Source organism: Gordonia sp. NPDC003504 (genome assembly GCF_053587995.1).
This window is the reverse complement of the sequence record NZ_JBSFPC010000001.1, coordinates 878,584-904,898: the sequence shown is the minus strand read 5'-3', so window position 1 is coordinate 904,898 and position 26,315 is coordinate 878,584. Positions and strand designations below refer to the sequence as shown.

The following is a 26,315-nucleotide window of genomic DNA, read 5'->3' as shown; positions in this document are numbered from 1 at the left end:
GAGAGATGGTCGGGCCGCGGGGTCTCGATACGCGGCGGCCTCGCTTCGCTCGGACGTCGCTACTCGACTGGCGGGGGATGATCGCTGTTCACCGACGCGTCGACGCGGCGCCACGTCGTGGTGGGTTCCGCGATCATTGCCCCGCGTACGTCTACTGGTATGAAGCTGACCGTCATCGGATGTGGATATCTCGGCGCGACCCATGCGGCCTGCATGGCCGAACTCGGGCATGACGTCCTCGGCGTGGACGTCGACGCCGAGAAGGTGGCTCGGCTGCGTACCGGTGAGGTGCCGTTCTTCGAGCCCGGACTGTCAGACATCCTGCGGCGCAATCTGACGGCCGGCCGGCTCGAGTTCACCACGTCAATGCAGGCGGCCGCCGACCACGGCAGTGTGCACTTCGTCGGCGTCGGAACGCCGCAGCGGGCACGAGGATACGGCGCCGACACCTCCTACGTCTTTTCCGCCATCGAAACCCTCGCCGAACTCCTGCGTGGTGAGCATCTGATCATCGGGAAGTCGACGGTGCCGGTGGGCACCAGTGTCGAACTCGCCGAACGCATCGGTCACCTCGCCGGAGACCTCGCTGACATCGAATTGGCCTGGAGCCCAGAGTTTCTCCGCGAGGGATTCGCCGTCGAGGACACCCTGCGGCCCGATCGGATCGTCGTCGGCACCGACCCGGAGGCCGTCACCAGCGCGGCGGTGGCGATGATCGGTGAGATCTACCGGGAGATCCTCGAAACCGGGGTACCACTGGTCACCACCGACTGGGCGACAGCCGAATTGGTCAAGACCTCCGCCAATGCCTTTCTCGCGACCAAGATCTCGTTCATCAACGCGGTCAGCGAACTGTGCGAGATCGTCGGCGCCGACGTGTCCACCCTCGCCGACGCCATCGGCTACGACAACCGCATTGGGCGCCGATTCCTCAACGCCGGACTCGGATTCGGCGGGGGCTGCCTGCCCAAGGACATCCGCGCGTTCATGGCGCGCGCCGACGAACTCGGCGCACACCGCACCCTCGGATTCCTGCACGAGGTCGACGCCATCAACATGCGCCGCCGCAGTGCCATGGTCGACCTCATCGAGCAGACCTGCCCCGGCGACCTCATCGGCGCCAACATCGCCATCCTCGGCGCGGCGTTCAAACCGGAGAGCGACGACGTGCGGGACTCGCCGGCGTTGAGCGTCGCCGGGCAGTTGGCCCTGCGTGGTGCCGCGGTGACGGTCTTCGACCCGAAGGCCACCGACAACGCGCGCCGCATGTACCCGATGTTGCACTTCACCGACAGTGCTCGCGCCGCGGCCACCGACGCCGACGTGGTCGCGCTGGCCACCGAATGGGCCGAATTCGTCCACATGGCACCCGAAGAACTCGACGACGTTGTCCGCCACAAGGTGATCGTCGACGGCCGACGATGCCTTGATGCAGGTCAGTGGCGTGCATCCGGGTGGGAGTACCACGCGCTCGGTGGTGCGGTCCGGGACCGCACCACCACCCCCGCGCGGGTCGGCACCGCGAGCGCCGCACAGGTCGGCGGCCCCTCGTCACGGGCAGCGATTCGCCGACACGTGCTAGGTTGAACAACCACACAGCGGATGCGGGGAGGCATCCGGGCGAGTGTAGGGAAATTCGATGTCCACGAGTGCAGATGCGGCCACCGCGCGCAGCGTTGTCCACGCTGCGCTGACTGATCGTGTCCGCACGCGGCTGACCAGCCGAAACTCGCCGGTCGTCGCCCTCATCGACCTCGACACCACGGGTGCCTCGGCCATCGTCGTCGACATCACGGCCGACGAGGAGATCATCGCGGCGCCCGCACCGCTCACCGACGTGACGCCCCGCGCCCTCGATCTGGCCCTCGCCACCCACCTGATCGGTGTGGCCCGGGTACCGGCACCCGATTCCGACGTCGGGACCGCCGAACTCCGCAAGCTCGCCGGGCGCGCCCGCACCCGACTGGCCGCCTCCGAGGGCGCGTTCATCATGGGTGAGGAGCACGTCCGCCTGTTCCGCGTCACCCGCCGCGACATGGAGGTGGCGACCGCCACCCAGGCCGCAACGCTGTCGGCATACATCGACGACGTCCTCGCCTCGGTCGGTGCGCCTGACGCCGCAGTCCTCCTGACCTCGACGCACGTGCAGTGGCCCGCACTGGACACCCTGCTGTCGCAGGTCCGCGGTGCGCCGGTGATGGTGCTCGACGACATCTCCGACGAGCCGCAGCCGACCCACGGAGTCGCGTTCGCCACGACGGAAGACTTCCGGACGCCCTCCGACGACCAGACCTCCCAGGTCCGGGTCGTCGAACCCCCGGCCGATGCTCCGACCGCGGTCGCTACCGCATCGTCGGTGGCTCCTGGAGCTGCCGACCTCGGGCCCCACGATGACCGGCCCGCCGATGGCCTCGCCACCGACGTGGAGCCGATCGGCGTCGACGATGCCGTCACCGATCAACTCGAGGCGATCACGGACCGACTCGACCCGGTGGAGGCACTCTCCGGATACCTCGCCGACTCCGATTTCGACGCCGACGCCGATTTCGACGCCGACTCCGCTGCCGACACCGCGGTGCCGCCCCCGGAGGCCGGCGACAGCCGCTGGTTCTCCCGACAACGCTGGCTGCTCGGCGGTGCGGTCGCCGGAGTCCTGGCGGTGTTCGGAGTCGCCACCGCCGTCGCCTTCACCGGCGGTTCGCCGGAGCCGGCGGCGCCGAGTGTCGCAGCGAGCGCCCCTGCCGTGGCCGCCCCACCCGGGAGCAGCGCGCCGCAGGAGTTCGCCGATCCCTCCGACCTCGTCGAAGCCCGCCGGCCTGCGGTGCTCTACACCACTCCGCCGCCCCCACCGCCGCCGGACACGAGTACGCAGCAGCAGAATCAGAATCCGTCGTCGCCGCGAAGGCAGGCCCGACCCCAGCCGCGGATTGTCATCCCGATCCCCGGGCGGCCGCCGATCGTCATCCCCTGACCGGGCTGATCAGGACACCGAATCCGGATCGTGTCCGGATTCCCTTGCGGCGGTGAGGTAGTCGGCCAATTGCCGTTTCATTTCACGGTCGAGCGCGCGGTCGAGCGCATTGTGCGCCGACACCTGGCCGGCTCGACGCAGGCCCATCAACAGGCGTGTGGTTCTTTCGGATTCGTCGTCGTTCGTCGGGATCCAGCCGTCGTCATGGCCTTCGGTGACCCGACGGCGGCCGGCGGAGATGAGGGTGTTGGCGACGCTGTCCATCGCCTTGTCGAGGGCGGCGTGCACGTCGAGGATGTCATCCAGTGACATCCCCTGGGCGACAAGCTCTCCGTAGGCGGTGACGGTTTCCGGATCGAGGATGGCGTAGGTGTTCGGCGGACTCCCGCCGGTGGATTCGGCACCGGCGGATTCGGCACCGGCGGATTCGGCACCGGCGGATTCGGCACCGGCGGATTCGGCACCGGCGGATTCGGCACGGATCAACCGGAAGTCGGAAAGACGTTGCCACTGCTTGGGATCCGCGGTGCGTAGGGTCTGCTCGAGTTCGTCGGCCGTGACGGAGGTGGGGGTGGTCTGCGACCACCGCTCGGTGACCGCTTCGCGCAGGCCCAGGACGTGGGCGAGGTCGTCCCCACGTTGCATACCGGACAGGAAATCGCCGATGTGGCGGATGGTGAAGCCACGGCCGAGTAGATCGTTGATCACCTTCAGGCGTGCGAGGTGTTGGTCGGTGTAGATGGCAATGCGGCCGCGCCGGAGCGGTCGCGGCAACAGTCCTCGGTCCTGATATCCGCGAACGTTCCGGGTGGTCGTCCCGGCTTCGCGGGCCAGGTCGTCAATCCGGTATTCGGTCACGGAGAGACATTCTCGCAGATCGGGTGTGACCGGTGGTCCGGGTCGGTCACTCCGGTGCGGTCACGGTCGTAGCCCGTTGGCGATCAATGCGAGCACACCCTCGTAGTTGGCAGCCGGATCCAACAGTGGTGGTAACGCCCCGGCAAGTTCCAGACTGACCGCCCCGTGCGCGCAGGACCACACCTGCATCGCCAGGACCGCGGCATCGCCCGTCCGGATCACGCCGGCCGCCTGGCCGTACTGGACGATGTCGCTGAGCGCGGTGAACGCGCCCTGCGCGGTCTCCGCATCAGGTTGGCATTCCGAGGAGAACATCAACTCGTAGACGATCGGATATGCCAGCGCGAAGTCGCGATATGCGCGTCCGCTGTGCGCGAGGCGAGCGGCGGGATCGCTGTCGGTGACCGCCCGGAGGTTGTGGCCGAACTCGGCGAAGGCATCACTGACCAGCGCGTCGAGCAGTCCTTCCTTGCCGTCGAAGTGGTTGTAGACGCCCATCGGTGCCACCCCGGCTTCCTTGGCGACCGATCGGACGGTGAGTCCGGCGACCCCGTCACGTTCGAGGATGCGACGCCCGGCGTGAATGAGGTTCGCTCGGACCTCGGTGGCGGGTGTGCGACGTGACGGGGTTGCGCTCGGCATATTGACAACCTACTAGAACGGTGTTCTCCTTGAGTGGAACGTTGTACTACAACGTTGGGTCAACGTTCCACAATCTGACTCCAACCGGAGAGGGGCGCATCATGCGCACTCGTTGGTGGGCGCTTGGCGCCCTGTGCTTTGCCGAACTACTCGTGATGATCGACAACACGATCGTCAACGTCGCGCTGCCGACGATGGCCCGCGACCTCGACGCCGGGATCTCCGGCCTGCAATGGATCGTCGACGCCTACACGCTGGTGTTCGCCGGACTGCTCCTCACCGGCGGATACCTCGGTGACCGGTTCGGTCACCGTCGCATGCTGCTGACAGGGATCGCGGGTTTTGTCGCGGTCTCGGTACTCGCGGCCTCATCGCAGACTCTGGGTCAACTCGTCGCGGCGCGTGGCGGCCTGGGACTCTTTGCGGCGCTGGTCTTTCCGGCGACCCTGGCGTTGATCACGACGATCTTCACCGAACCACGTCAACGCGCGGCCGCGGTCGGGATCTGGGCGGCGACGTCGGGAATAGCCGTAGCGATCGGTCCGGTGCTCGGAGGGTGGTTGCTCGAGCACTTCGCGTGGTCGTCGGTGTTCTGGGTGAACCTGCCGGTGGGGGTGCTTGCGGCCGTCGCCATCGTCGGGGTCGTCCCGGGGACACGCCCGGAGACGGTGTCGCGCTTCGACGTCATCGGTCTGCTGCTGTCGATCGTCGGTCTCGGACTGCTCGTCTACTCGGTCATCGAGGGACCGAATGTCGGCTGGACCGACGTCCGCACCGTCGCCGGACTCGGTGGTGCCGCGGCCGTGATGGCGCTGTTCGTTTGGCGGCAGATCGTCATCGCACATCCCATCCTCGACGTTCGGTTGTTCGCCAACCGCCACTTCGCCGCCGCGGCCGCCATGATCAGTGTGGCGTTCTTTGCGCTGTTCGGGTTCATCTTCCTGATCACCCAGTACTTTCAGGCGGTCAAGGGATACGGGCCATTCGACGCCGGGATCAGGACGCTCCCCTTCGCCGTTGTGATGGCCGTCTTCTCGCCCGTGGCGATGGCGCTGGCGCACCGATTCTCGCCCCGACCGGTGGCCGTCGCAGGTGCGATCCTGATGTCCATAGGGTTCGGCCTCGTCGAAACCACTTCGCGGACTTCGGGATACTGGGAGCTCATCGTCTGGTCGATGTCGCTGATGGCGATCGGGCTGGCGTTCATCTCGGGGCCGTGCACCCAACTGATCATGGACGCACTCCGGCCCGAACAGGCGGGCGCCGGAAGTGCGGTGAACGACACGACTCGCGAGGTCGGCGGGACCCTCGGAGTTGCCGTACTCGGGTCCGTCCTCACCTCCGTGTACGCCTCCGGCGTGGCGGATCGGCTTGCGGCACTCGGTGTTCCGCACGGTGCCGCCGACACCGCCGGGGAATCGGTGATGGCTGGCGTGGCGGTGGCGCAACACGCACCCGCCGTGGTGGCCGATTCGGTTCGTGTGGCGGTACAGGAGGTTTTCGTCGACGGACTGCACTCCGCGGTGTGGGTGGCGGTCGCCGTGACGGCGACGGCCGCGGCCCTGGCCGCGGTGCTGCTGCGAGGTGACCCGCGGGGCGCGACAGCGACCGACGCAACCGCGCCGGGGTCAGAGGTCGAGCGTGAGGTGGTCACCACTCGCCCGTGACACACAGGTCAGGATCTGCCCGCCGGCACGTTCCGGCTCGGTCAGGATGTTGTCGCGGTGGTCGATGCCACCCGACAACGTCCCGATCTTGCATGTGCCGCAAAAACCTTGGCGACACGAATACGGAACCGAGGGAATCTCGTTGCGCAACGCCGCGAGTAGGGTCTGGTCGGCGCCGACTGTGATCTCCTGACCCGTCGAAGCGATGGTCGCGGTGAACTCTCGACCGTTCTCCACCGGCGGCGGAGTGAACCGCTCGTAATGCAACTCGATGTCCGGGCGATCGACCAGATGTCGACGCAGATTCTCCAGCATCGGTACCGGGCCGCAGCAATACACCGCCAGACCCGAAGGGGCACGGCCGGTTTCGGGATCGATCGCGCCGACCAGCTCAGCCATGGTGGGCAGGCCGCCCTCATCGTCGGTGCGGATGGTGACCTTGTCGCCGAAGCGGGCCACCTCTTCCCGAAACGGGATCGAGTCGAGCGTACGACCGGTGTAGATCATCGACCAGTCCAGACCGAACTTCTCCGCGGCATTCAGCATCGGCAGGATGGGGGTGATACCGATGCCGGCCGCGATGAAGCGCAGCTTTCCGGCTGCGGATCCGTGGCCCGGTAACGAGATCGGAAAAGCGTTGCGCGGACCCTTGATCGACACGAGATCACCCACCGACAGAGTGTCGTGCACCTCGACCGATCCGCCCCCTCCGTCGGGGATGCGTCGCACCGCGATGCGATAGGTGAGCCGGTCGGCGGGGTCACCACACAGCGAGTACTCGCGCATCCGGCCGGATGGCAGCAACAGGTCGAGGTGGGCTCCCGCATGCCAGCGGTGCAGTATGCCGCCGTCCGGGTCGGCGAAGGTGAGGGCTACGACGTTCTCGTCCTCGGCGACCACCTCGCGATCCACGACCCGCACGACGGTGATCCCGGTGTCGGCGGTGGTGTCGTGCAGCGGCGACAGGGGACGCCAGAGCGGCCACCAGATCTTCGACAGCGCGGTACCGAAGGTGAGGAGGGGATCATGGCGCCACCGGCCGTAAAGATGCGGCGGGGGTGCGGTCAACGACGTCGTGTGGGGATGTGCGCGTTGATTCATGAGATGCCGTTCACCCCGCCCGACGTGCCGCCGGGGACGCTGCGAGATACGCGACTGCTTGTGCGGTGGAACCGATCTCGTTCGGATGGAACCCCGGACGGAAGTAGCTGGTGGTGGCGAGGATGACCTTCCACATCTTGGGCAGGACCCCGGCGCGGACACCTCGGAAGTAGTGGTATTCGCGCTGAAAGAAGTTGTAGTGCAAGCTCGGATCGCTCGTCATGATGAACCGGAAGCCACGGTTGACCAGCAGGAGGAGCACCGGCAGGGCCACCAGCATCGCCCGGCCCCGCCGCAGATATCCGTCACCGAAGTAGACGGCCACCTCATGGGCGACTGCTCGGTGCTCCACCTCTTCGGCGCCGTGCCACATGAACAGATCCGACATCGTCGGGTCGGCACCATGCTCGACCCAGGTGTTGTTGAGTGCGAAATCGCCGAGAATCGCGGTGTAATGCTCCAATGCCGCGATCAGCCACAGTCGTTCGACGAGATGTTTCTGGCGAGCACTGGGGCTGCCTTTGTGCAGCGGCCCCAACAACTTTCGGAATATCCACTCCATCTGGCGACAGAACGGGCGGGGATCGATGCCGTGATGGTCGAGGAATTCCCAGAGGACGTGATCGTGGGCCTCGGCGTGCATCGCCTCCTGCCCGATGAAGCCACGCATGGTGGCGATCAGTTCCTCGTCATGCACCAGCGGAAGAGCCTCGTTGTAGGTCTGTACAAACCATCGTTCACCCTCGGGCAGAAGGAGGTTGAGCACACTGACGAAGTTCGACGCGACCGGGTGGCCGGGGATCCAGTGCAGCGGGACCTGTGACCAGTCGAACGCGACGTTGCGAGCATGGAGTTCGACGGGGCCGGGGTCGGAGCCATCGGCGTCGAGGGGTTCGCGGGAACCGCTGATCGAGTGAGCGTGGGCGTTCATCGGTGGGCCTCCTTGCCGGCGACGACGGTACGTCGAGCTGCGAGATGTGAGATCCAGGGAGCGAATCTATAAATGCGGTAACCGATCTGGGCTTCCGGGGCGACCGGTACCACGGCCTTGTCGCCGACGATCGCCGCGACGATCCGGTCCGCAACCTTGTCGGGGGTGAAGCCTCGTCGGCGATAGAGCTCGGTGAGTCGTCGCTGTTCGGCGGACTGGGCATCATCGTCGAGTCCGGCGATGGCCGAGGTCCCCACGATCGGGGTGTCGATGAGACCGGGGCAGATGGCGCTCACCCCGATGTGGTGATCGGCGAGTTCGCCCCGCAGCGACTCGGAGTAGAGCAGCACGCCGGCCTTGCTCGCCGAGTAGATCCCCAATCCCCGCTGCGGGGTGAACGCGGCGGCGGAGGCCAGGTTCACGATGTGACCGCCGGTGCCACGACGGACCATCTGACGGCCGAACTCGCGACACCCGGTGATCACGCCCCGCAGGTTGACGTCGAGGAGTCGATCGATCTGCTCGTCGGTGGCATCCAGCGACGCCCCGGAAAGTCCGATGCCGGCGTTGTTCACCACAATGTCCGGGACACCCTGTGCAGCTGCGACATTTGCGGCGAACTCGGCAAACGCCCCGGTATCGGAGACGTCGAGGGCGTACACCGCGGTGGCCGCGCCGCTCTCCTTGCACATCCGCGCGGTCTCTTCCGCTCCGGCCGGGTTGATGTCGGCGAGGACGACGTCACAGCCGAGTTCGGCCAGGGCGCGAGCGGTTTCGCGGCCGATGCCGCTGCCGGCGCCGGTGACGACGGCCAAACGACCCGACAGTGCCTGATCTTGGCCGAATCGCCGTGCGCGGGTGTGGGTGTCGGGAGTCCGGGGTGAGCCGTTGAGGTAGGAGATGAACTCGCGCACATTGGCTGCCACATACTCCGGATGCGTTGACGGAAGCCAGTGCCCGGTGGTCGACGGCCGACGCCAGAGCTTGGCCACGTACTTGTGCGTGGTCGCGAATGTCGGTGGGCGGATGGCGAAGTCACGCGAGTTGAGGAGCTCGAGCACCGGAACGGACACCGTGCGCGGGGCCGGGAAGATCAGTCGCCGACCGATGTTCGCGCGGTAGTAGCGCACACCGGAATTCATGTCGCGACGCAGGGTGGGCCCGGTGTGCACCGCGTCGCGGGGGGTGCCGTCCATGAGGTGTAGGAACTCCCGCCAGACCCGCGGGTTTCCGAGAACCCCGAGGAACAGCCGCGGAGCCACCGGCAGGTGGAACAGGCCGATGTAGGTGGAGCTGATGGCCTGCGCGATCGAGTTGCGGATGTTGCGTGGCGTCGGGTGGGTGATGTTGTGGCGCAACAGCGCACCCACCTGATCGAGACTCGGGCCCGAGATCGAGGTGAACGACGCGATGGCCATCGAGGCGTCGCTGCGCGACACCGCCTCCCACGATTGGATGGAACCCCAGTCGTGCGCGACCACATGGACCTTGTCGTTTGGAGCGACGGCCTCGGCGACGGCGAACAGATCGTCGGCGAGATTCTCGATCCGGTAGGCGGACACGCCGTCCGGGCGGTCACTGCCGCCGATGCCGCGAGTGTCGTAGGCGAAGACCCGGGCATCCTGCGCCAGGTCGGCGGCGACCCCGTCCCACACCCGGTGGGTGTCGGGCCACCCGTGCACCAGCACGATCGTCGGCATCGCCGATTCATCGCGTGCGCCCCCGACGGCCTCGAAGAGAGCGAGGTTGACCTCACCGCTGCGGACCGTGCTGCGTTTCCATTCCACCGTCGAACTCCCGTCGATCAATGGAGGTAGACGTTACCAACGGTTACATGAAAAGCCAACGAATCCGGGGTTTGCGCTGATCAACCCCGAAAAACCGGTGGTCAGGAAGGTGTCACTGCCGATACGACGCCAGGAAGTTGCCGATCCGTTCGATCGCCTCACCGAGCTCGCGGGCCCAGGGGAGCGTGACGATCCGGAAGTGGTTGTGGTCGTCGAGGTTGAATCCGGTGCCCTGGACCACCAGGATCTTCTCCTGCAGGAGGAGGTCCTGAACGAACAGTTCGTCGTTGTGGATCTCGTGGACCTCGGGATCGAGGCGAGGGAAGGCGTAGAGCGCGCCGGACGGCTTCACACAGCTCACGCCGGGGATCTCGTTGAGTTTCTGCCACGTCACGTTGCGCTGCTCGTAGAGCCGACCACCGGGGTTCACCAGGGCCTCGATGCTCTGATAGCCACCGAGCGCCACCTGGATGGCGTGTTGGCCGGGCACGTTGGCGCACAGGCGGGTGGACGCGAGGATGCCCAAACCCTCGATGAATCCCTTGGCGTGGTCTTTGGGTCCGGTGATGACCACCCACCCGGCCCGATAGCCGCACACGCGGTAGGCCTTGGACAGCCCGTTGAAGGTCAGGCACAGCAGGTCCGGGGCGAGCGAGGCGATGTTGGTGTGCACCGCGTCGTCGTAGAGGATCTTGTCGTAGATCTCGTCGGCCAGGATGAGCAGGGAATTGCGGCGGGCGACGTCGGCGAGTTGCTCGAGAACCTCGCGGGAGTAGACCGCACCGGTCGGGTTGTTCGGGTTGATGATCACGATCGCCTTGGTGCGCGGCGTGATCTTGGCCTCGATGTCGGCGATGTCCGGATTCCAGCCGTTGTCCTCGTCGCAGCGATAGTGCACCGCCGAGCCGCCGGAGAGTGCGGTCATCGCCGTCCACAGCGGGTAATCCGGCGCCGGGATCAGCACCTCGTCGCCGTCGTTCAGCAGCGCCTGCATCGTCATGGTGATCAGCTCGGACACGCCATTGCCGAGAATGACGTCGTCGACGTCGAAGTACGGGAAGTCGGGGATGAGTTCGTAGCGCGTGACCACCGCACGACGCGCGGACAGCACGCCGGCGGATTCGGAGTAGCCCTGTGAATACGGCAGGGCGTGGATCATGTCGCGCATGATGACGTCGGGCGCCTCGAACCCGAACAAAGCCGGGTTGCCGATGTTGAGCTTCATGATGCGGTGGCCCTCGGATTCCAGCCGCGCGGCATGCGCGTGTACCGGGCCCCTGATCTCGTAGCACACGTTCTGCAGCTTCTGCGACTGCTCCAGCGGCTTGAGGTTCTGATTCAGGTGGGATACATAAGGCCTACTCACGAGTTCAATTGTCGCAGCCGCAGGCAAATCGGTTTTTTTCGGGCGTCGACGTCGACGTTCTCAGCGCTCTCCCTGACGTTGACGGCGCTTTGTCTCGCACTGACAGCGCTCTCTCCGACGTTGACGGCGCTTTGTCTGACGTTAACGGCGCTCTCTCCGACGTTGACGGCGCTCAAGCAAGCGCTGTCAACGAGGAGGTGAGCGCTGTCAACGAGGAGGAGAGCGCTGTCAACGAGGAGAAGAGCGCTGTCAACGAAATCGGGCCCGTCCGATTCGGTGTGAATCGGACGGGCCCGATGGCAGATCTCGTGCAGTCAGGCCTCGTGCAGTCAGGCCCTGTGGCCGGGCCGCTTCTTGCCGGCGGCGATCCCGAAGCCCTTGGCCTTCGACGCACCGGTTTCGCCGAGGGTGCGCTCGTCGGGAGCCGAACCATTGCTCGACGGTGCCGGAGCGTCGTCGACGGGTTCACTCACGGCTGCCGGTTCCTCGACGGGTTCACTCACGGCTGCCGGTTCCTCGACGGGCTCACTCGGCTCCTCGGCCGGCTCACTCGGCGGCTCGGCGGGCGCCGCCTCGGCCGGTGCAGCGGCGGCAGGCTTGGCTGCCGGCTTGCCGATACTGCCGGGGCGCTTCTTGCCGGCGGACATGCCGAAGCCCTTGGCCTTGGCGGGCTTGTCCTCGGTGAGTGCACCTTCCGCGGGCGCAGTTGCCGATTCGGCGGACTCACTCACGGCCTCGGCTGCCGATTCGGCGACGGGCTCACTCGGTGCCTCGGCGGGCGCCGCGGAATCCTCGGCCGGTGCAGCGGCGGCAGGCTTGGCTGCCGGCTTGCCGATACCGCCGGGGCGCTTCTTGCCGGCGGACATGCCGAAGCCCTTGGCCTTGGCGGGCTTGTCCTCGGTGAGTGCACCTTCCGCGGGCGCAGTTGCCGATTCGGCGGACTCACTCACGGCCTCGGCTGCCGATTCGGCGACGGGCTCACTCGGTGCCTCGGCGGGCGCCGCGGAATCCTCGGCCGATGCGGCGGCGGCAGGCTTGGCTGCCGGCTTGCCGATACTGCCGGGACGCTTCTTGCCCGCGGACATACCGAAGCCCTTGGCCTTCGCCGGCTTCTCCTCGGTCACCGCGGCCGCACCTGCGGGCTCGGTCGACGCCTCGGCAGGTGCACTGGCCACCTCGGCCGGCTCACCTGAAGCCTCAGCGGGTGCCGCCGGCGCGGCTGCGGCGGCAGCACCGGGCTTCGCGCCCGGACGCTTCTTGCCCGCAGACATACCGAAGCCCTTGGCCTTCGCCGGCTTGTCCTCGGTCAGCGCGGCACTGCCGGCCGACTCGGTCGATGCCTGGGCGGGTGCTGAGGCTTCCTCCGCCGGCGCCGAAGTTGCCGCGGCGGGCTTCTTGGCGCCCGGGCGCTTGGCTCCGCCCATGCCGAATCCCTTTGCGGCGGGCTTCTTCTCGGCCGCGGGCGCCTCAGCGGTGGCTTCCGCGGCTCCGGCCGACGCCGCCTCCGCCGGTGCGGCCTTGGCGGCGGCACCCGGCTTCTTGCCGCCCTTCATACCGAATCCCTTTGCGGCGGGCTTCTTTTCGGCAGGCGCCGACTCGGCGGGTGCCTCGGCCGGTGCGGCCTTGGCGGCGGCGCCGGGCTTCTTGCCGCCCTTCATGCCCAGACCGACCTTCGGCTTCGGCTTCGACCCGGCATCGGTCGTCGCCGCGGCAGCAGCGGCCGCGGGAACCTTCTCCTTCTCGGGTTCGGGTTCCGGCTCGGGGGCGGGCTTGCCGATTGGGCCGAGGAAGCGGCCACCGCGGGTCACCTCGGGGGCGCCGCGCTTGACCGACTCCAGCAGCAGCTGTGCGACGTCGACGACCTCGACCTTGCCCTCGTTCTCGGTGCCCGACGTCCGCGCGGTCACGCCGTCGGTGAGCATCACGCGGCAGAACGGGCAACCGGTGGCGACCTTCTGCGGCACGTCGCCACCGATGTCGGAGCCGAGTGTGTCCAGCGCCTCGTCCACCCGGTCGATGTTGATGCGCTTACCGATCTGCTCTTCCATCCACATCCGGGCGCCACCGGCGCCACAGCACATGGATCGTTCGCCGTGACGCGGCATCTCCCGCAAGTTCGAGCCGGACGCGGCCATCAGCTCACGCGGCGCGTCGTAGACCTGGTTGTGGCGACCCAGATAGCACGGATCGTGATAGGTGACGCCCTCGCCGAGCGGGGCGACCGGCACCAGACGCTTCTCCCGCACCATTCGGTTGAGGAGCTGGGTGTGGTGCACCACTTCGTATTTCGCGCCCAACTGTGGGTACTCGTTGCCCAGGGCGTTGAAGCAGTGCGCACAGGTGACGACGATCTTCCTGCGCTGCTGCGGCGCGGTCGAGAAGACCTCGTTCATCATCTCGATGTTCTGCTGGGCGAGCATCTGGAAGAGGAACTCGTTGCCCGCGCGGCGAGCCGAGTCTCCGGTACAGGTCTCGCCCTCGCCGAGGACCAGGAAGTTCACCGCGGCGATGTCGAGCAGTTCGGCGACGGCCTTGGTGGTCTTCTTCGCGCGGTCCTCGTACGCGCCGGCGCAGCCGACCCAGAAGAGGTACTCGAAGCCCTCGAAGGACTCGACGTCCTTACCGAACACCGGGATCTCGATGTCCATCTCGTCGATCCAGTTGGTCCGCGCCGAGGAGTTTTGACCCCACGGGTTGCCCTTGTTCTCGAGGTTCTTGAACATGCCGGCCAGCTCGGTCGGGAAGTCCGACTCGATGAGCACCTGGTAGCGGCGCATGTCGATGATGTGGTCGACGTGCTCGATGTCGACGGGGCACTGCTCGACGCAGGCGCCGCAGGTGGTGCAGCTCCACAGCGTCTCGGTGTCGATGACCGCACCGAGCTGCTCCGGGTCGAACGCGCCGTCATCGGAGGTGATGCCGTCGCCGCCCCCCATGAGCCCCTTGGACTCGCCGACCAGCTTGCGGGCGGCCTCGGCACGCGCGGCCTCCGGGATCTTTGCCAGCTTGGCCTCGTCGACGTTTCCGTCGGCGTCGACCAGGCCGACCTCGTCGCCGCCCATGTCGGTACGCCCACCGGCGATCAGATAGGGCGCCTTGGCCTGCGCGTGGTCGCGGAGCGACATGATGAGCAGCTTGGGCGACAACGGCTTACCGGTGTTCCACGCCGGGCACTGCGACTGGCAGCGACCACATTCGGTGCACGTGGTGAAGTCCAGCCAGGCCTTCCACGAGAAGTCCTCGGCCTTGCCCGCACCGAACGCGTCGACGTCGGGATCGGCGGTCTCCATGTCGAGGACCTTGCCGCGGCTCATCATCGGCTTGGCCGCACCGAGGGCGACGCCGCCGTCGGGCTGACGCTTGAGATAGATGTTGAAGAAGGCGGCAAAGCGGTGCCAGGCCACGCCCCAGTCGATGTGCGAGCCGACCACCGCGAGCCACACCATGCCGCTCATCAGCTTGATGACCGCGGCCCCGGTGACCCAGTACTCCGACGACCCCTCGAACAGCTGCGCGAAGTAGTGGGTGAAGAACGACGTCCAGATCGGCGGGTCTTCCAGGCCCGCCGAGATCTTGAAGGTCTTGACGAAGACCATGCCCAGGCCCTCGAGCAGCACGACCCATTCGACGAAGTAGGCGGCGCCGAACCGCGAACCCGAGAAACGGGAGATCCGCTCGGGCACACGGGGATGGTTGAGCTGGCGAATGATCATCAGCGTGACGATGCCGATGACCGTGCCGAGCCCGAGGGCCTCGTCGGCGAAAATGTAGATGTTCCAGGAACCGATGATCGGCCAGTGGAAGTGCGGGTCGAAGATCTGACCGTAGGCCTCGAACCAGAAGATCGCGCCGATCAGGAAGCCGAACATCACCAGCCAGTGCGCCCAGCCGACAGTTCGGAACTTGACCATGCGGGTGTGGGCGACGAACTCCTTGAGCATCGTCCACAGGCGGGGGAGCACCGGAAAATACCGGCCGCTGTCGATGCGCTGGCCCTGGGCGATGGCACGCACCATGCGCCAGACTCCGCGCAGGAACAGCGCCCAACAGAACAGGCTGATGACCGCGGCAATCGTGCCGATGGTGATCGTCGTGGCATTCACGGCGTCCGGCCCCTCTCTGGTTGTCTTCAGACCCTCCGGCGCTGGCTGACGGGCGCGGGGTCAGACGTCTACTACAGGTAACCGTAATTGCTGGGGGTGAGGCAGCGCTGCCAAGGCTGACCTAAGTAACGCTCGGTCGGTTACCGGTGGTGTCAGACAGATGATACTTGTCAGTAACTTACTGTCCAGTCAGATAGTGGGTGGTGTGACGCGCGCGACCTTCTCCAGCTCGTCGAGCGCGGTATCGAGATGCGTGAGCAGCCGCTGCAGGCTGGGCAGCTCCTTGCGGGCGCCGATGAGCCCGAAATTGATGTGCTCGGCGGTCGAGGTCACGGTGATGTTCAGCGCCAACCCCTCCATCGCAACCGACACCGGATAGACCCCGTCGAGCCGGGCGCCGTTCCAGTACAGATTCCTGGTGGGTCCGGGGACGTTGCTGATGATGATGTTGAAGTTCGACGGTATGTGGCCGGCGAGGCCGGGGACGATCGTCAGCGCCAGAGGCGCCACCGCGGCCGCCCCGTACGCAAGGGCCTGCAACGGGGAGAGTCCGCGGATGACCTTCTTCGACTCGCGCATCGACCCGACCAACGTGGCCAGGCGGCGCTCGGGGTCCGGCTGATCGGTCGCCAGATTGGCCAGGATCGCGGTGACCGCATTGCCCTCGTGATCGTCACCTCCGATCCGGGTGGACACCGGCACGGCCGCGATCAGCGGTGCGGCCGGGAGTTCGTCGTGGTCGATGAGGTAGGACCGCAATGCCCCCGCGCACATGGCGGCCACCACGTCGTTGATGGTGATCTCCAGCTCGTCGGCGACGGCCCGCAGGCGAGCGGTCTCCCACTGCTGCGCCGCGAACCGTCGGGCGCTGCCGATCGAGACATCGAGCATCGTGCGGGGCGCGGGACTCACCGGGGAGGTGAAGCTGTCGTTGGACACGGTGTTCCAGGCGATCTTCGCTGCGGCCGGCGCGATTCCGGCGATCTGTCCCGCGACGTCGAGGGCTGCACCGGCGGCACCGAGAACGCCGGAGACGCTCAGCAGCGATGCGCCGGCGGGCTTGCGTGGACGCGACGAGACGGACGGAGCCCACGGTGACGTGCCATTGCGGTCGGCCGGATCGGGCGACAGGGTTCGCTCCAGCATGCGCAGCGCGGAGACGCCATCGAGGAGGGAGTGGTGGATCTTGGTGTAGAGCGCGACGCGGCCGTCTTCGAGACCCTCGACGATGTGCAATTCCCACATCGGCCGGTTGCGGTCGAGCAGGGCACTGTGGTGCAGCGACACGTAGCGGAGCAACTCGCGGATGCGACCCGGTCGGGGCAGTACGGTCCGGCGTACGTGATAATCGAAATCGATCTCGTCGTCGTAGGACCAGGCCAGCAGCCCCATCAGCGCGACGGGCGTCGCGGGACGTTTGCGGAACAGCGAGCGCACCTCGGTGCACGCGCCGAAGCGGTCGATCATCTCCTCGGCGAGGTCGGCGGCGCTCTGCCCGTCGCGGGGGATGAACAACTGCAGCCCACCCACATGCATCGGTTGTTCGCGGGTCTCGGCCATGAGGAACATCGATTCCGTGACCGGCATGTATGGCATGACGCCCCCTTCGACCCCTGATGAATCCCTGATGTGGGAGATCCTGCGGTGTGGGTCCCATTACAGTACCGCCGGAGGAGATCCGTGCGTGTACCGGTCCGTGGTGACCTCTACCGTGGTGCCCTGTGGGGATGCGAGCGGTGGCCGGACGGGCGTTCCTGATCGCCCTGATCGCCGTCGAACTCGTCATCACCCTGGCGGCGACCTGGGTCTACGTCTCCGCCCACGGGCGGGTCGTCGACGAGCGTGACATCGCCGCCGGCTCCACCGTCGTCGTCCTCGGGTCGCTGGTCGACGACGGGGAACCCGGCGACTATGTGCGGGGTCGCCTCGATACCGCACTGGAGCTATACCGGTCGGGGCGAGCGGATCGAATCATCAACTCCGGCAACGGGAATCCGGACGCAGGAGATGAACCGGCGGTGATGCGGGCCTACCTCGAGGGTCACGGCGTCCCGGCCGGGATCATCGTCGATGACCCCGCGGGATTCGACACCGCGGCGAGCTGCCGGCGGCTGCGTGACGAGTTCGACGTCGACGATCCGGTGATCGTCACCCAGGACTTTCACGTCTCGCGGGCCGTGGCGTTGTGTCGCAGCCTCGGAATCGATGCGACCGGGGTGGCCGCGCACTGCGACTGCTCGTGGCCGACCCTGCTGCGCAACCACTTTCGTGAGGCCGTGCTCGCGCGTCCGCGGGCATTGCTGACCGCCGTGGCCGGCTGACGGGTCTTACCGGCGCCGCAACGGCAGTCGCGGACGACCGGTCAGGTAGAGCGAACCGGGTAGGTGACGCAGCACCTCGACCAGCAGCAACGAACCGGCCAGGGTGGCGAGGTAGACGACCGCGGTACCCCAGGGCTGGCCCAGCGCCTCGAGGATGGCCGGGCGTCCGTCGACCTTCGGATAGAGGATGAAGAACAGCACCAGCACGTGGCACAGGAACACGCTGAACGAGCGGTTCGATGCGAACGAGACCGCCCGGGCGAACCGCGGGGTGAAGTCACGCCAATGCTCGCCCCAGTGGGCGGCGGCGGCATATAGGCACGTCATCGCCACGATCAGGAACGGGATCAGCGTCGGGAAGAATGCCGAGTCGTTGTCGTGGACCGGATGTCCCTGCACCTTCACGCCGTACAGGTAGACACCGACCGCGAATCCGCCGGTCAGCAGGAGGGCGCCGGCGAGCCACCAGGCCTTCCCCGACAGCCACTCCGCGATCTCCTCGCGGTGTACCGCGGCGATTGCGCCATAGAAGATGAAGAACTGATACGGGATGAACGTCGCGTAGTGATGCCACCAGTACGGCGCGACCGACGCGGGCGGTTCCCAATAGGTGATGATCAGCGTGATCGCGACCTGCACGGCCAGGCTGCCCGCGAGAAGCATGCGATGCCGGCCGACGGTGGCCCGCACCACCCACAGCACCAGCGGGAACAACAGGTAGACCTGCAGCATCACGAACAGGAAGTACATCTGGAACCCGGACAGACCCCACACGACGAGCTTGCCGAACTCGTTGAGGCTGGTCGGCACGTCCGACAGTCGGCCATTGGCCCACATCGCCTGGACCACCCAGTAGATGAGCGACCAGATCAGGTACGGGAAGATCACCAGCTTGATCCGGCGACGCCAGAAATCGAGCGTGGAGAAGTCCGCCTTGTCGAAGTTCTGGTACATCAGCACGAAGCCGGTGAGCGCGAAGAAGGTGTTGCGGGTGAAGTGCAGCAGCAGCGAGGTCGTGTTGACCGGCAGGCTGGTGAATTCGTTGGTGGTCTGGGTGAGGCAGTGGACGAAGATGACCAACGAGAAGGTCGTCGCCCGGATCAGGTCCACATGGTGCAGATAGGCCCGCCGAGTGCGGCCGGCGACGGCGGTGGCGAACGTCGATTGTGGAGCTGATGGCTGCACGCCGGTATCGGTCGCGCGCGTGACTGCGGTCGTCATACCCCTACTCTCGGACAACGGTGCGGGCGGCTGGCCCGTCGACCGCCGGTGTGCGGCGCTCCCCGCCCCGGAACCGGCGTCAGTGGAAGATCGGTCGCGTCGTCGCGATCGGCAGGGCGGTGATCCATCCGCAGCCGTGATCTATCCGTGATCTGACGTCAGGGTAGCAGCGCAACCTTGGCGTTCCCTGGGACGCATCTGCCAGACCGTCCCAGGGGTGAAAAACCTCACAATCGCCACGATCCAGACATTCCTCGGGTCGATGCCCGCCGCGGCGGTCCCATGTCGACGATGCAACTTCGGTGAACGTAATCCTGTCGCCTCGATCGGCAACCCGGCACCCTGACTCGCACCGCCCACCCGTGCGAGTTCGTATCCCGGGCACCACACATGACCAGCGCGACGCCAGTCGCAGGAGAGGACAACAACCATGGCCGAACAACCCACGAAGTCGGTGGCAATCGTCGGAGCCGGGCTGGCCGGCACGAGTGCCGCACTCGGCTTCCTCGACGCCGGATTCGACGTCACCCTCTACTCCGATCGGGATCGCGCGTCACTGCGCGACAAGGTCCCGCCGACCGGCGTCGGCGTGCTGTTCGGCAAGTCCCGCGAGTGGGACGCCGAGATCATCGACGATCTCTACCAGGTGGGCAATACGACCGGCATCAGCGTGCGCCTGCACTCCGGCAGCGGTGACGAGCGCGCCGACGTCCTCGAGTTCAATCCCGACTACGGCTATGTCGCACAGGCGGTGGATCTGCGTCTGCGCGCCGACGACCGGCTCGGCCGCTTCCTGGACCGCGGCGGCCGGTTCGACGTCGGGCATGTCGACACCGCTCGTCTCGACGAGATCGCCGGCTCGCACGATCTGACCCTGGTGGCCACCGGCAAGGGTGGTCTGTCGGCGCTGTTCGGGGTGGACGAGTCCCGGACGCACTACCGTGAGCCGCAGCGCCGGCTGCTGCAGGTGACCCTCGAGGGCGTCGATCACGGCCCGGACACCTTCGGCTACCGCAGCCGGGAAGGCGGGGCGCATTCGCTGTTCAACCTCGACAGTGAGAATGGTGAGATCTTCGTCGGTCCGTTCCTGCACAAGGACGCCGGCGCGACCTGGTCGATCATCGTCTTCGCCAAGACCGACGGTGCGTGGGCACCGAAGATCGACAATGTGGTCGACGCCCAGTCGGCGCGTCAGGCCGTCGTCGACATCTTCACCGAGTTCTTCCCCAAGGACGCCCCGGTGGTGTCGTCGCTGCGGGTCATCGACTCCGATCCGTACTCCTGGCTGACCGGCGCGGTCACCCCGACCGTGCGTCATGCGGTGGGCCGCACGGCGAGTGGGCATGCGGTCGGCGCGATCGGCGACACCGCCATCGCCGTCGACCCGGTGGCCGGCCAGGGTGCGCAGAACACCCTGATCCAGGTCGCCGAACTGGTCAAGGCGGCACGTGCCCGACTGGCCGCCGATCCGAACGCGACGTTCGACGCCCAGTGGCTACATGACGAGTTCGAAAAGCATTGGGAGCGTCGCGGTCACGCCTCGGTCGAGGTGACGCGTCTCTACCTGGGCGACCCGGACTACGCCACCCACCTGGAACTGTCGTTCCCGGCGGCCGCGGTGAACACCGACATCGCCTCGGCGTTGTTCGGGTTGCTGTCGGAACCGAATCCGCTTCTGTCCCTGCGTACCCGCGACGATGTGGTGGGATTCATCTCGGCGGTGGCCGGTGAACCCGCCGATGATGTGCTGGCACGTTTCGTTCCGGCCGGACAGTTCTCGGCGGCACCGTCCCGGGAGTCGGTGTCGGTCTGATCCGGGTCCGTGCGATGAGCGGCATCGGCCGGCGGGGTGTCCTCGCCGGCCGTTGTGTTGTCAGCGTCCTCCGGGGGGCGGTGTCGTTCGGGCCGGTCGGCCCTGGTGGGTGGTCCCCACTTCGGTTGTCGCGTCGACGATTTCGTCGAGGAGTTGCGGGAAGGTGGCCGAGGTGGTGCGCACGATCGATGAATGTGTCTGTCCGGCAAGCACAACCACCTCCGCGTGGCCACCATCTGCGTGGACCGCGGACGCATAAGCGTAGGTCATCAGCGCCGGAACGGTGGTGTCACGCGAACCTACAACGGCGATGATCGGAACCGACGGATCGATGTTCTGGATCGGATCGACCGCAGCGAAATGCCCGGGCACCTGGGCGGCGGTACCCCCGAGAACGGTGATCGGGTTGCGGTCCCCGAGCCGCACCGCGCGACGGAGGTCCAATGGTCCGGAGATGGAGACGGCCAGGGCCGGACGGTATTTCGGTGGCCCGGACGGATCGCCGGGGAGTGGGCGGCGCCGGGTTGCCGACCACACGGCGAGTTGTGCGCCGGCGGAGTGCCCGACCACCACCGAGCGTCGCGGATCGATACGTGGGAATCGCTGCGCCAGAGCGGGAATCGTGTCCATGGCGGCGGCGATGTCGCTGAAGGTGGTGGGCCAGCCGCCGCCACGGCCGACCCGGCGGTACTCGATGTTCAGCACCGCCAGGTCGCGGTCGGCGAGCGCGACCGCGAACGCGGTGAAACTGGCCGCACCGACACGGCTCTTCCACGCGCCACCGTGGATGAGGATGACCAGCGGGATGCGTCCGGGGTGCGTCGCGGTGGGCAGGTAGAGGTCCATGTAGTTTTGCTGCGGGTCGGCGACGCCGTCGGTCACCGGGTAGTCGATGCGATCCACCGACATGTACGGCGTCGATGCCATCACCGATGGTGCCGGGGGGCCGGCCATACCGGTCTGTCCCGACGAGGCGGACACTCCCAGGGTGAGCGCCACGACGCCGAGCACACCCGCCGTCAGCACCCGAGCCCGCGCGGTCCGACGACGCCGAGCGGACGCATGCACCGGAGCCACCCGTCCATTGTGCGGGCTGTTGGTGGAGCACGCTTCGTGACCGGGCGCCGGCATGTGAGGATGTGATCCGAGCCGAACACAGGAGGTCCGACGATGGCGCGCAACGGATGGGGGCTTGCCGATGCACCCTCGCAACGCGGGCGTGTGGTGGTGGTGACCGGCGCCAACTCCGGCATCGGACTGGAAACCGCTCGGCAGTTCGCGCTGCTCGGTGCGCACGTGGTCTTGGCCTGCCGCAATCCGCGGTCTGCCGCCGCCGCGCGTGACGACATCGCGGCGACCGTGCCCGGAGCGCACCTCGACACCGTCGGACTGGACCTCAGTGACCTGTCGTCGGTGCGTGACTGCGCCGACACCCTCATCGCCGACTACCCGGTGATCGACGTCCTCGTCAACAATGCGGGCCTCATGCGGCAACGTCGGGAACTCACCGTCGACGGTTTCGAGATGGACTTCGGAACGAACTTTCTCGGGCACTTCGCGCTCACCGGCCACCTCCTCGGTGCGTTGCGCAGCGCGCCCGCGGCGCGCATCGTCACCGTCGCCTCCAAGGTGTACAAGGCGGGCCTCATCGACTTCGACGACCTCACCATGGAGCACGGGTTCTCGGCGGCACGGGCATACGCCCGCGCCAAGTTCGCGCAACTGGTGTTCGCGGTGGAGTTGCAGCGGCGACTGTCGCGCAGTGCGGGGTCGCCGATCTCGGTGGCCGCCCATCCCGGCGCCACCCAGTCGGGTGTGATGCGGGATCAGGCCGCAACTGTGCGGTGGCTGTTCACGACCCCGTCGTTGCGGTGGCTCCGCCGCACCTTCATCATGGAAACCCCTGGTGGTGCCCTGATCTCTCTGCGCGCGGCCACCGATCCCGGGGTTCTGGGCGGTCAGTACTACGGCCCACGCGGACCGTTCGAGTTCAGTGGTCCGCCCGTCCAGGTGACGCTGACCGACAAGGCCACCGATCCCGTTCTCGGACAGCAGCTCTGGGACACCGCGGGGAAGCTGACCAGGGTGGATTTCGGGTTGTAGGCGGTGAACCGACCCACAATCGGGTTGGACGATCGCGGCCCGCGCCCTCGGCATTGGCCCTACCATCACGGACAATGACTCGCACAGCTGCTTTCGTCCGGATCGTGATCGCGTACGTCCTGGCGATCGGGGTGGGCCTGATCTGGCTGATCTGGGGACCCGGCACCGGCATGCGGTGGCTGGATTCGCTGATCGCCGATGTACTCGCCACCCTGGTGATCTTCGGTTTCAGTCGGCTCCACCACAATTCGAGCTTCTACGACGCGTACTGGAGTGTCATCCCACCTCTGCTGGTCATCTGGTGGTGGGTCCGGGGTGACACCGGAATCGGGGCGTGGCATTGCTGGGCGATCGTCGGTGTCGTCACGATCTGGGCGGTGCGACTGACGATCAACTGGATTCGGACGTTCCCGGGTCTGCATCACGAGGACTGGCGGTACCCGATGCTGCGCGGGCGCGCCGGTCGTGCCGAGTTCGTCGTCGACCTCACGGCCATCCATCTGGTCCCGACCCTGCAGGTATTCGTCGCTCTGATGCCGGTGTACGTCGCCGTCCGGGAGCCCGACGTGCGGCTGCCGTGGCTGGTCGTCGTCGCCACGGTGGTCGGACTCGGCGCGGTGGCCCTGGAAACACTGGCCGATCGGCAACTGCGTGTGTTCACCGCGGACGCGGAGCCCGGCGCGGTGATGGATCGAGGCGTGTGGTCGTGGTCGCGGCACCCGAACTACTTCGGTGAGTTCGGTTTCTGGTTCTCGTTGGCCCTCTTCGGAATCGCCGCTGTTCCCGGCGACGCATGGTGGATGTTCGTCGGTGCGGTGGTGATGCTGGCCATGTTCCTCGGTGCGAGCATCCCGATGATGGAGCAGCGCAGCCTCGAGCGGCGCCCTGCCTACGCCGAGGTGATGGCGCGGGTGTCGATGTTCGTTCCGCGCCCGCCGCGGCCGGCACGCGTCGCAGGCCGATGACACGACCTCGGGTCGTCATCGCGGGGATGGGAGACACCGGCACGCTCACCGCCATTGCGCTGTCGCGTCACGTCGACGTCGTCGGCATCTCGCCGACCGACGCACTGATCAGTGGTCAGGAACTCGGTCTGCGACTGGCCCGGCCGGATGTCTGGGCCGGCGAGTACGCGCTGCCGTATCGGAACTACCGCAAGCTCGATGAGGTTCGAATCATCAAGGGCCGCATACTCGGTGCCGACCTGGACCGACGGACGGTCACCGTCGACACCGCCGCCGGCGGCACGCTGACCGAGCCGTACGACGCCCTCGTGATCGCCACCGGCGTACGCAACGGATTCTGGCGCACCACCGACCTCCGGTCCACTGCCACGGTGCGCGATGACCTGGCCGCGCACCACCGTCGGATCGCGGAGGCGACGTCGGTGATCGTCGTCGGCGGGGGAGCCTCGGCGGTGAGCGCCGCGAGCAACATCGCGACGCGCTTCCCGACCATCCGCGTCGACCTGTACTTCCCCGCAAAAACACCGCTGCGGCAGCATCATCGACGCGTCTGGACCACGTTACGACGACGCCTCGAGACCGCCGGGGTGGGGCTGCACCCCGGTCACCGGGCCGAACTCACCGGCGTCGACACCGACGACATCGGCACCGGACGGGTCCGCTGGAGCACCGGACAACCCGACGCCGAGGCCGACGTCATCATCTGGGCGGTCGGCGCATCCACGCCGAACACCGGGTGGGTGCCGGCGGAGATCCTCGACGACCGCGGATTCGTCACCGTCACACCACGATTACAGATCCCGGATCATCCGGAGGTGTTCGCCGTCGGCGACGTGGCGGCCACCGATCCGCTGCGGTCGTCGGCACGCAACCGCGCCGACCGCCTCGTCGCCCGCAATGTGCGTGCTCATCTGGCCGGACGCCGGCTGCGTTCCTACCGGCCGCCGCGTCGTCGCTGGGGATCGGTGATCGGACCCCAGACCGATGGGCTGCAGGTGTTCGCCCCGAACGGCCGTGCGTTCCGATTCCCGGCATGGTCGGTGCGGACCGTCCTGTGGCCGATCATCGTGCGCCGGGGCATTTATCGGGGTGTGCGAGATCGACCAGGCGTGTGGGAGGCGAGCCCACCCGACGAGGACTGACACCTGTACGCTCGGATTCGGTACCGCCGAGAGAGGGAGGATCTCACCATGGTCGACAACGTTCTGTGGGATGCCATTGCGTCCAACGACTCTGTGCTCGACGCCCTGCTGTTCATCTTCAGTGGCGTGAAGTAGTAGTCCGATACCGACGACGCCCCGATCTCCGAGATCGGGGCGTCGTCGTGTCCGGAGCACGGACATCTTCTCCAACCGGAGGTGTCAGAGAGCGAAACGTCCGGCAAACGCACGCAACGGCAGGTCCGTGCTGGTGATGATGCCGGGTCGGGCGGCGACCACCGACCGGAGGGAGTTCAGCGCCGGCATGCCCGTCACGGTCATGCCGATCGACGCGAAGTTCTCGGGTTTGGACAGATCGACGCCCGGCCGCGGGAAGATCATGTGCTTGCTGTAGATGCTGGGATCGCCGGTGACCTGGGTGATGTAGCAGGACTTGATGTCCCACGCCGGATCTGTGTGCGGGGTCATCTGCCATTCCAGGTGTGACTCGATCCGTGCAACGCCGTCGACCATCCCCCGGTAGGAGATGTAGTTGGCGCCGAGCGAACCCTTGGGCAGTTGGTACCAGCCCAGATCGATGTCCTTGGTACAGGCCCCGAGTTCGTAGTTGAAGGTCACCTCGTCGAGTTCGAGATCGAATGCGTCCGCCATCAGGTACACCGAGTCGGCGAACACCGCCGTGTACTTGTGCAGCGACTCCGGAATCGACGGATCATCCACGGAGCGTCCGTATCCGACCTCCTTCCACGTCTCCACCGAGTGATGGCAGGACACGTCCACCGACTCGATGACTGTCACGTTCTGGATCTCGGCGACGTCGGCGGTGTGCACGATGCCGAGGATCTGATTCAGTCCCGGGTTCATCCCGGTGCCGTAGAACGTGGAACAGCCTCGCTCGCAGGCCGATTGGATGACCTCGCTGACCTTCCGTCCGGACGGGTGCGACCAGTTGGTGTCGCGGTGATAGCCGGTGATCCAGTCCGCGGTCGTGACGACGTTGATGCCGGCCTCCAGCACGCGCTCGTAGAGTGCCTCATCGGGGAAGACGCCGTGGAAGGTCAACACGTCGGGTTCGGCGGCGATGATCTCCTCGACGGTCCCCGTCGCGGTCACACCGATCGGGTCCAGACCGACGATCTCACCGGCGTCCCGGCCGATCTTGTCGGCGGTGTAACAGTGCAACCCGACGAGTTCGAGATCGGGGTGCCGCTGAATCCGACCGATCGTCTCGGTGCCGAGATTGCCTGTGGCAACCTGGAATACCCGAATCTTGGTGTCGCTGCTCATGGACGTGTGACCTCTCTTC

General features: G+C 66.8%; 19 protein-coding genes. 8 read left to right on the top strand and 11 right to left on the bottom strand.

What is annotated here, in order from left to right; all coding sequences use genetic code 11:
* Positions 1 to 159: 159 nt before the first annotated feature.
* Both ACWDPV_RS04020 and ACWDPV_RS04015 read left to right on the top strand, forming a co-directional pair.
* Positions 160 to 1,587: a UDP-glucose dehydrogenase family protein gene (locus ACWDPV_RS04020; RefSeq protein WP_449741847.1), complete on the top strand. Its 1,428-nt coding sequence runs from the start codon at positions 160 to 162 to the stop codon at positions 1,585 to 1,587.
* A gap of 52 nt (positions 1,588 to 1,639) precedes the next feature.
* Positions 1,640 to 2,971, top strand: coding sequence for a hypothetical protein (locus ACWDPV_RS04015; protein ID WP_449741846.1), 1,332 nt, complete (start codon positions 1,640 to 1,642; stop codon positions 2,969 to 2,971).
* Positions 2,972 to 2,980: 9 nt separating this feature from the next.
* Here ACWDPV_RS04015 and ACWDPV_RS04010 read toward each other — a convergent pair whose 3' ends face one another.
* Together ACWDPV_RS04010 and ACWDPV_RS04005 are read right to left on the bottom strand one after the other, a co-directional pair.
* The gene (locus ACWDPV_RS04010) at positions 2,981 to 3,829 is read right to left on the bottom strand and encodes a MerR family transcriptional regulator (protein ID WP_449741845.1); all 849 of its coding nucleotides are present in this window, start codon (positions 3,827 to 3,829) and stop codon (positions 2,981 to 2,983) included.
* Between the two features lie 60 nt (positions 3,830 to 3,889).
* Positions 3,890 to 4,471 (bottom strand): TetR/AcrR family transcriptional regulator, encoded by a 582-nt coding sequence (locus ACWDPV_RS04005; RefSeq protein ID WP_449741844.1) that lies wholly within the window; start codon positions 4,469 to 4,471, stop codon positions 3,890 to 3,892.
* Positions 4,472 to 4,572: 101 nt separating this feature from the next.
* Between ACWDPV_RS04005 and ACWDPV_RS04000 the strand changes: the two genes are divergently transcribed.
* Positions 4,573 to 6,138, top strand: a complete 1,566-nt coding sequence (locus ACWDPV_RS04000) for an MFS transporter (protein WP_449741843.1) — start codon at positions 4,573 to 4,575, stop codon at positions 6,136 to 6,138.
* On the opposite strand, the gene ACWDPV_RS03995 is transcribed toward ACWDPV_RS04000, so the two are convergent.
* The 6 genes from ACWDPV_RS03995 to ACWDPV_RS03970 all read right to left on the bottom strand — a co-directional run bounded on the left by ACWDPV_RS03995 (position 6,100) and on the right by ACWDPV_RS03970 (position 17,022).
* On the bottom strand, positions 6,100 to 7,239 hold the full coding sequence (locus ACWDPV_RS03995; RefSeq protein ID WP_449741842.1) for a PDR/VanB family oxidoreductase: 1,140 nt from the start codon (positions 7,237 to 7,239) through the stop codon (positions 6,100 to 6,102). The genes ACWDPV_RS04000 and ACWDPV_RS03995 overlap by 39 nt on opposite strands.
* A gap of 10 nt (positions 7,240 to 7,249) precedes the next feature.
* Positions 7,250 to 8,170: a metal-dependent hydrolase gene (locus ACWDPV_RS03990; protein WP_449741841.1), complete on the bottom strand. Its 921-nt coding sequence runs from the start codon at positions 8,168 to 8,170 to the stop codon at positions 7,250 to 7,252.
* Positions 8,167 to 9,957: an SDR family oxidoreductase gene (locus ACWDPV_RS03985; protein ID WP_449741840.1), complete on the bottom strand. Its 1,791-nt coding sequence runs from the start codon at positions 9,955 to 9,957 to the stop codon at positions 8,167 to 8,169. Before ACWDPV_RS03985 ends, ACWDPV_RS03990 begins: the two co-directional genes overlap by 4 nt.
* Before the next feature lie 112 nt (positions 9,958 to 10,069).
* Positions 10,070 to 11,323: a pyridoxal phosphate-dependent aminotransferase gene (locus tag ACWDPV_RS03980; RefSeq protein ID WP_449741839.1), complete on the bottom strand. Its 1,254-nt coding sequence runs from the start codon at positions 11,321 to 11,323 to the stop codon at positions 10,070 to 10,072.
* Between the two features lie 329 nt (positions 11,324 to 11,652).
* Positions 11,653 to 15,426, bottom strand: a complete 3,774-nt coding sequence (locus ACWDPV_RS03975; RefSeq protein ID WP_449741838.1) for a heterodisulfide reductase-related iron-sulfur binding cluster — start codon at positions 15,424 to 15,426, stop codon at positions 11,653 to 11,655.
* 189 nt (positions 15,427 to 15,615) lie between these two features.
* On the bottom strand, positions 15,616 to 17,022 hold the full coding sequence (locus ACWDPV_RS03970) for a WS/DGAT/MGAT family O-acyltransferase (protein ID WP_449741837.1): 1,407 nt from the start codon (positions 17,020 to 17,022) through the stop codon (positions 15,616 to 15,618).
* A gap of 131 nt (positions 17,023 to 17,153) precedes the next feature.
* On the opposite strand from ACWDPV_RS03970, the gene ACWDPV_RS03965 reads away from it, so the two are divergent.
* Complete coding sequence (locus ACWDPV_RS03965; RefSeq protein WP_449741836.1) at positions 17,154 to 17,747, top strand: SanA/YdcF family protein; 594 nt, start codon at positions 17,154 to 17,156, stop codon at positions 17,745 to 17,747.
* 6 nt (positions 17,748 to 17,753) lie between these two features.
* Here the strand turns inward: ACWDPV_RS03965 and ACWDPV_RS03960 are convergent, their stop codons facing one another.
* Positions 17,754 to 18,968 carry an acyltransferase gene (locus ACWDPV_RS03960; protein ID WP_449741835.1) on the bottom strand — a complete coding sequence of 405 codons (1,215 nt, stop codon included), beginning with the start codon at positions 18,966 to 18,968 and terminating at the stop codon, positions 17,754 to 17,756.
* A gap of 430 nt (positions 18,969 to 19,398) precedes the next feature.
* Here ACWDPV_RS03960 and ACWDPV_RS03955 point away from each other — a divergent pair, with 430 nt between their 5' ends.
* On the top strand, positions 19,399 to 20,781 hold the full coding sequence (locus tag ACWDPV_RS03955) for a styrene monooxygenase/indole monooxygenase family protein (RefSeq protein ID WP_449741834.1): 1,383 nt from the start codon (positions 19,399 to 19,401) through the stop codon (positions 20,779 to 20,781).
* Positions 20,782 to 20,841: 60 nt separating this feature from the next.
* On the opposite strand, the gene ACWDPV_RS03950 is transcribed toward ACWDPV_RS03955, so the two are convergent.
* On the bottom strand, positions 20,842 to 21,858 hold the full coding sequence (locus ACWDPV_RS03950; protein WP_449741833.1) for an alpha/beta hydrolase: 1,017 nt from the start codon (positions 21,856 to 21,858) through the stop codon (positions 20,842 to 20,844).
* A gap of 93 nt (positions 21,859 to 21,951) precedes the next feature.
* Between ACWDPV_RS03950 and ACWDPV_RS03945 the strand changes: the two genes are divergently transcribed.
* From ACWDPV_RS03945 to ACWDPV_RS03935, 3 genes are all read left to right on the top strand, one after another.
* A complete protein-coding gene (locus ACWDPV_RS03945) occupies positions 21,952 to 22,884 on the top strand; it encodes an oxidoreductase (RefSeq protein ID WP_449741832.1) in 933 nt (310 codons plus the stop codon).
* Between the two features lie 74 nt (positions 22,885 to 22,958).
* Complete coding sequence (locus ACWDPV_RS03940; RefSeq protein WP_449741831.1) at positions 22,959 to 23,849, top strand: DUF1295 domain-containing protein; 891 nt, start codon at positions 22,959 to 22,961, stop codon at positions 23,847 to 23,849.
* The gene (locus ACWDPV_RS03935; protein WP_449741830.1) at positions 23,846 to 24,991 is read left to right on the top strand and encodes an NAD(P)/FAD-dependent oxidoreductase; all 1,146 of its coding nucleotides are present in this window, start codon (positions 23,846 to 23,848) and stop codon (positions 24,989 to 24,991) included. Before ACWDPV_RS03940 ends, ACWDPV_RS03935 begins: the two co-directional genes overlap by 4 nt.
* 219 nt (positions 24,992 to 25,210) lie before the next feature.
* On the opposite strand, the gene ACWDPV_RS03930 is transcribed toward ACWDPV_RS03935, so the two are convergent.
* On the bottom strand, positions 25,211 to 26,296 hold the full coding sequence (locus ACWDPV_RS03930; RefSeq protein ID WP_348806407.1) for an NAD(P)H-dependent amine dehydrogenase family protein: 1,086 nt from the start codon (positions 26,294 to 26,296) through the stop codon (positions 25,211 to 25,213).
* Positions 26,297 to 26,315 lie beyond the last annotated feature (19 nt).